The organism is Cephaloticoccus primus (genome assembly GCF_001580015.1).
GTDB lineage: Bacteria > Verrucomicrobiota > Verrucomicrobiia > Opitutales > Opitutaceae > Cephaloticoccus > Cephaloticoccus primus.
This window is the reverse complement of sequence record NZ_LSZQ01000037.1, coordinates 1-5,890: the sequence shown is the minus strand read 5'-3', so window position 1 is coordinate 5,890 and position 5,890 is coordinate 1. Positions and strand designations below refer to the sequence as shown.

The 5,890-nt window shown below is 55.6% G+C and carries 2 protein-coding genes and 1 CRISPR repeat array; of the genes, one reads left to right on the top strand and one right to left on the bottom strand.

All coding sequences use genetic code 11. The annotated features are described in order from the left end of the window. Positions 1–40 precede the first annotated feature (40 nt). Positions 41–2,591: a CRISPR direct-repeat array (repeat unit 28 nt; unit sequence CTTAACTGCCGAATAGGCAGCTTAGAAA). Positions 2,592–2,770: 179 nt separating this feature from the next. Continuing rightward, the gene (locus AXK11_RS09725; protein WP_156469199.1) at positions 2,771–4,102 is read right to left on the bottom strand and encodes an ankyrin repeat domain-containing protein; all 1,332 of its coding nucleotides are present in this window, start codon (positions 4,100–4,102) and stop codon (positions 2,771–2,773) included. A 127-nt stretch (positions 4,103–4,229) separates the two neighbouring features. Here AXK11_RS09725 and AXK11_RS04535 point away from each other — a divergent pair. After that, a partial coding sequence (locus AXK11_RS04535; protein ID WP_156469198.1) for an LPD3 domain-containing protein occupies positions 4,230–5,890 on the top strand: 1,661 nt, incomplete at its 3' end.

Genomic DNA, 5,890 nt, shown 5'->3' with positions numbered 1-5,890 from the left:
AACCTCCAGCCCTCCAGCAGCTTACCCAAAACTAAGTCTACTTAACTGCCGAATAGGCAGCTTAGAAAGTCGGGGCCAGCGTAAACTCATAGCCCCCCGCCTTAACTGCCGAATAGGCAGCTTAGAAACACGCGGCACTGGCCGTAGATCATGCGGCGCGCTTAACTGCCGAATAGGCAGCTTAGAAAACGATGTGTTTGCCGTGGTGTCGCCGATCAGGCTTAACTGCCGAATAGGCAGCTTAGAAATTCTACGACGGCGGCGTCCTGCGCCCGAAGTCCTTAACTGCCGAATAGGCAGCTTAGAAACGTGCCGCCTGCGCTGGTGACGGAGGCGATGCCCTTAACTGCCGAATAGGCAGCTTAGAAACGAAAACGAACCGCCGCCAAAAATACTGCCGCCTTAACTGCCGAATAGGCAGCTTAGAAATCCTGATGTTCACCTCGTTAAAATCTTATACGCTTAACTGCCGAATAGGCAGCTTAGAAATCATCCCCACCCCCATCCTCGCAGGCCCGGTGCTTAACTGCCGAATAGGCAGCTTAGAAACAGCTCAAGCTCAGTCCCAAGCGGCTGCCTGCCCTTAACTGCCGAATAGGCAGCTTAGAAACGCGTCGGGAATCGGGTGCGGCTGGCGTGCCGCTTAACTGCCGAATAGGCAGCTTAGAAAATGAACAAGCTAAAACAACTCACCGAGGCCAACTTAACTGCCGAATAGGCAGCTTAGAAATCGAAGGCGACCCCCGCCTCGTCCCGTCCGAGCTTAACTGCCGAATAGGCAGCTTAGAAATGCCCCGCACCCGCGACATCTGGGCCGGCATCCTTAACTGCCGAATAGGCAGCTTAGAAAAGTGGATAGAGGCCGGACTCATGATTAAAGCACTTAACTGCCGAATAGGCAGCTTAGAAATTGTTCATGTCCTCCATTGATGAGCCGCTGGTCTTAACTGCCGAATAGGCAGCTTAGAAATTTAAAGGCGGCAAAGGCGGCCACCTCTACGACTTAACTGCCGAATAGGCAGCTTAGAAACGTGCGACCGCGCAGCAGCTTGCGAGCGGACACTTAACTGCCGAATAGGCAGCTTAGAAATATGAGCTGGTGCTGAGCAGCACACCGGCGACCTTAACTGCCGAATAGGCAGCTTAGAAAACCCCATCGCCGCAAACATCCTGCCCCACGACCTTAACTGCCGAATAGGCAGCTTAGAAAGACGAGCCGCCCCGCAAGCCACCGCCCAAACCCTTAACTGCCGAATAGGCAGCTTAGAAAGCTTGTTGAGGGCTTGCTGGAGCCTGCCTTGGCTTAACTGCCGAATAGGCAGCTTAGAAATGATCCGCCGCGCCCTTGTCAGCGCGATCAACCTTAACTGCCGAATAGGCAGCTTAGAAATGCGCGCGTTTGATGAGGTCGTAGAGGTGGCCCTTAACTGCCGAATAGGCAGCTTAGAAAAGAACTGGAAGTCGTGCGCGGTGCGTTGGTCTCTTAACTGCCGAATAGGCAGCTTAGAAAATTCGGGCTTTCTTTCTTCTGGCGCGGGCTGGCTTAACTGCCGAATAGGCAGCTTAGAAAGTCCACGTGCCACTCTTCCACTCCCTGATCACTCTTAACTGCCGAATAGGCAGCTTAGAAAGGCACATACGTCACTCGCGACCCCGTCCACGACTTAACTGCCGAATAGGCAGCTTAGAAATTGGGTGGCGTGGGTTTTGGCGTACCAGAGTCCTTAACTGCCGAATAGGCAGCTTAGAAAACATGAGGAGCCAGCCACGCCAGCGCAGTCGCCTTAACTGCCGAATAGGCAGCTTAGAAATAATTGCTTGCCCAGAAATTTCCTGATCTGGACTTAACTGCCGAATAGGCAGCTTAGAAAATTTACCGCCGGTGTCGATGATGTCTCCGGCCCTTAACTGCCGAATAGGCAGCTTAGAAAACGCAGGGGCACTGCGAGCTCAGAACTGAACACTTAACTGCCGAATAGGCAGCTTAGAAAAAACCACGCCTCGGCCTGTTCACACGTGAGCACTTAACTGCCGAATAGGCAGCTTAGAAATGCTGGCGGGGCATGCGCTGGTGCTGGGTTTCCTTAACTGCCGAATAGGCAGCTTAGAAAAGTGCACCTTGCGGTTGGGGTTCAAGCGCCGGCTTAACTGCCGAATAGGCAGCTTAGAAACTGGCACTGGAGTACGCCGAGGGCCCCTTGCCCTTAACTGCCGAATAGGCAGCTTAGAAACTCAAGGGCCGTGCGCGGCAGGTCTCCACTAACTTAACTGCCGAATAGGCAGCTTAGAAAACCCGCATCAAGCGGCTGCGCACGCTCCACGACTTAACTGCCGAATAGGCAGCTTAGAAATTCGACTGGGGCCATAAATGCCTCCTCCGGAGCTTAACTGCCGAATAGGCAGCTTAGAAATCACGGGCAAGGAGCCCCTGCCGTACTACCCGCTTAACTGCCGAATAGGCAGCTTAGAAACGTTCCCCCTCGCGAGCTTCCTGATCCCGCCGCTTAACTGCCGAATAGGCAGCTTAGAAATGAACACCCCGCTGATCGAGGACGTGCAGCTGCTTAACTGCCGAATAGGCAGCTTAGAGGTTAATTAACGTATTGATAGAGGCAGATTGTTCCGATTTACACGGAAGTCAGTAACTTGGTAGGTGTTTTAGATTCATGACTCATTGATAATTAGCACCAATTTTTAGTCATATGCTTCGCAGGTTACGAGCTTATGAGTAATTAATTTTATGCGTAGCAGGTGTGTAGTGCGAGTATGCCTATGAGTTTTTACGCCAGCTGCGCAGGTGGTCTGGTAATTCGGCATCGTGCCGGGCTTGCTCTTCTGCACTCCGGCTGCCGAAAGGCAAGGAGTGATTCTTGACCATTGCGTAATAACATTCGCGTGCACCTTGTTCGTCCAGCGCAAAACCATCGGTAGCGGCATAATCCCAAGCTGCCGGAGTCATGCCTGGGCCATCGTCCCAAAAGGGGGAGATTGTCGGGTCTGCACCACAGTCCAGTAATAAGCGAACAATTTCGGGCTCTTGGGCTAGCACCGCATTTACTAGTGCTAGTTCAGCGGGCTCTTCGTAGCTGAAGTAATTAGGGTCTGCTCCTGCATCAATCAGTACCTGCAGTATCTTCTTTATCTCCTCTATGGGGATTTGTTGTTCGGGGCGTGGTCCTCCATAAAACTCCAAGTCTTCTTCTGATGCAGAACAACGACTCAGGTGGTCTTGCCAGGATTGGATAGTCGCGCAAAGCCTGTTTTCACCGCTCTCGTTAGTCAGGTTGGGGTTGGCGCCTTCCGCCAGTGCCTTGCGGATACCTTCAAGGTTCAGCTTATTCACTGCCTGGTCGAGGGCAAGGTCGGCCGGAGTTGGAACGGGACGGGCATCAGCCCAGTTTAGAGCAACTAATTCCGGATCCGATAGCTCAATAATTCCACTCTTAATACCCTCCCAATCGAACACCAGTTTGTCATTCGAAACCGTAGGGAAACCGCATGTGCAAATCTCATTCTTAATGTGCGACAGGAGGTCTTCTTCGACTTTATCCACGTCGCGCACAACGGTAAAGCGCAGATGGTCGTCCTTAGTTTGATAACTCGGGCCACCCTTAGTAATCTGACTCGCCACTGAGCCATATTCATTACAAGTTTCACTAAACCAGGTTTCGCTAATACTTAGGCCACTTTCATTAACGATATGCCACAGTTGATGGGAAAGAAAGCAACTGCTTAGGGCATTGCTTTCTGACTCAAAGCAAATACGTCGCTCCCCGATACGGTCACCATCGACAAAGTGATGTGCCTCAAAGTCAGGGTATCGTTTGCGTGTTTCAGCTAGCGCGTGATTATAGGCTTCTTTGGCGAACCATTCTCGTGCCGTCACGACACGCAAATGTATCTTTACTGATTTGCCTCCGATAGTGGCATCAAAGGTTTTGCACCCAATGGCTTCCCACCCTTTGCCACACCACTGGATACGTGCATAGTGACCACGGTCGTTTGTTTCACTAAACAGGTACTCCCACGAGCGCTTCAGACTATCGAGCTTTCGTAAACGGTCAGGAGAGATTTCACGCGTCCAGTTATAGGCAGTTTTCATATGAGTTTATTGAGGCAGGGTAACACAGCTTAAATTCCTTTTCGACTTAAATCTATTAATTACAGTGAACTGATCTTCCTCAATCTTTAATGGAGACTTATTCAAGCAAGACGGGCAGTGGCTGCAAGTGCGCACGCCGGAATTCAAAGAGTGGTTCGGTGACTGGGAGAGCCTGCGCGCGCAGAAGAGGCTGGATGAGATGGAGCCGGTGGTCGTGCCGATCCCTGATGAGTGGCGCGGGCTAAGTCTTGAGCAGTGGCGCTCGAAGATGGTCGATAGTCTAGGCTCACTAATGGCCGATGAGAGGAAGGGGAGGCTAGCTACTGCTATTGTGCACCCTGAGCTGGGGGAGATCTTTGTAAATCGGGATGGGATCAATAAAACAAAGAGTGCGTCGGCTGATCCTGCAAAAATCTTGGTCGCGGCCAATCTGAAGGATGTCCTCCCGCAGGCTGTTTATGCGCACAGCAGGCCACTGAACAAGCCAAAGCGGGATATCCTTATTGAGGGTTACGCGACGCTCTATGCCAAGGTAGAGGTGGGCGGCGTGCCCTTGATCGCAGTCTTCACCGTCGAACGCAAAACAGACGGCAAGTGGTACTACAATACCGTGATGCGGCTGGCGTCTGAAAACGAAAAGACCCGCAAGTTTCAAATAGGCGGCTTGACTGGCGGGCCAGTTCAGGGTGCGCCCCTTGCGGGTCTGGCTGAAGGCAAGCGCGACGTACTGCACCGTGTCAACCCCGAATCGGTGTCGAAGACGGTGGATCCGGACACGGGCGAGCCCTCGGCGGAAGGATTAGCGGAGTCCGGAGAGTATACCGCAGGGGGCATTGGCTCCACCGGCAGACCCGAGGGCTCGTCGGGGAGGCTGGCGGGCACGGGCGTGCAGGGCAAGGCCCCTGTGGGCTCGGCGGGCTCGCAGCCGGGCGTGCTGCACTCGCCGCTGCGGCTGGGCCAGCCGAATGCGGCGCGCACGGAGCTGGCGGGGCCGGCCTCGAGCGCGGGGCAGCGGCCTGTCTCCGCGCCGCAGGTGATGGGGGCGATAGCCCGGGTGGCCGAGGCACTGGGGCGCGACGGCCGCTCGGTGAACCGTGTGGGGCGCGTGGGCAACAAGCGTGCCTTGGGCAGCTACCTGCTGGACGCGCAGGTGGCGCGCATCCGCAGTGCAAACGATGTATCGACTGCGGCGCACGAGCTGGCGCACGCGATGGATGATGCGCTGTGGGGCGAGCCGGAGCACTGGAAGCGCAATGCGCTGGGGCTACAGGAGCAGGCGCGTGCCGAGCTGGAGAGGCTGGGGCGCGACTTGTACACCGAGGGCGAGCCGCACAATGGGTACCACAGCGAGGGTTTCGCGGAGTTTGTGCGGCTGTGGCTGACGGATGGGCCGCAGGCAAAGGAGAAGGCCCCGACGTTTGCGAAGTGGTGGCAGGCTGAGGTGCTGGGCAAGAGCCCGAAGCTGGCGCGGGCTGTGGAGCAAGCGCAGGAGCTGGGCACGCGGTGGTTTACCCAAGGGGCGCTGCTGCGGGCGCACTCAGGGATCGTGGAGCAGCCGACCCGCACGCAGGAGCTGGTGACCACTGCCCGCCGCGAGGTCTCGCAGCTGCGCAAGCGGTGGATCGAGGCCGCTGCGGCCGTAGAGGATCTGGTGGAGGAGGCGGCACGGCTGCGCGGAGACCCGGGCGGCAAGCTGCCGGTGGCGCTGGACCCGATGGAGACGCTGCGCGCGGGGCGCAGGAAGGCGGAGGCCAAGGTGGACTACTTTGCGCAGGTGGGGCTGACCGA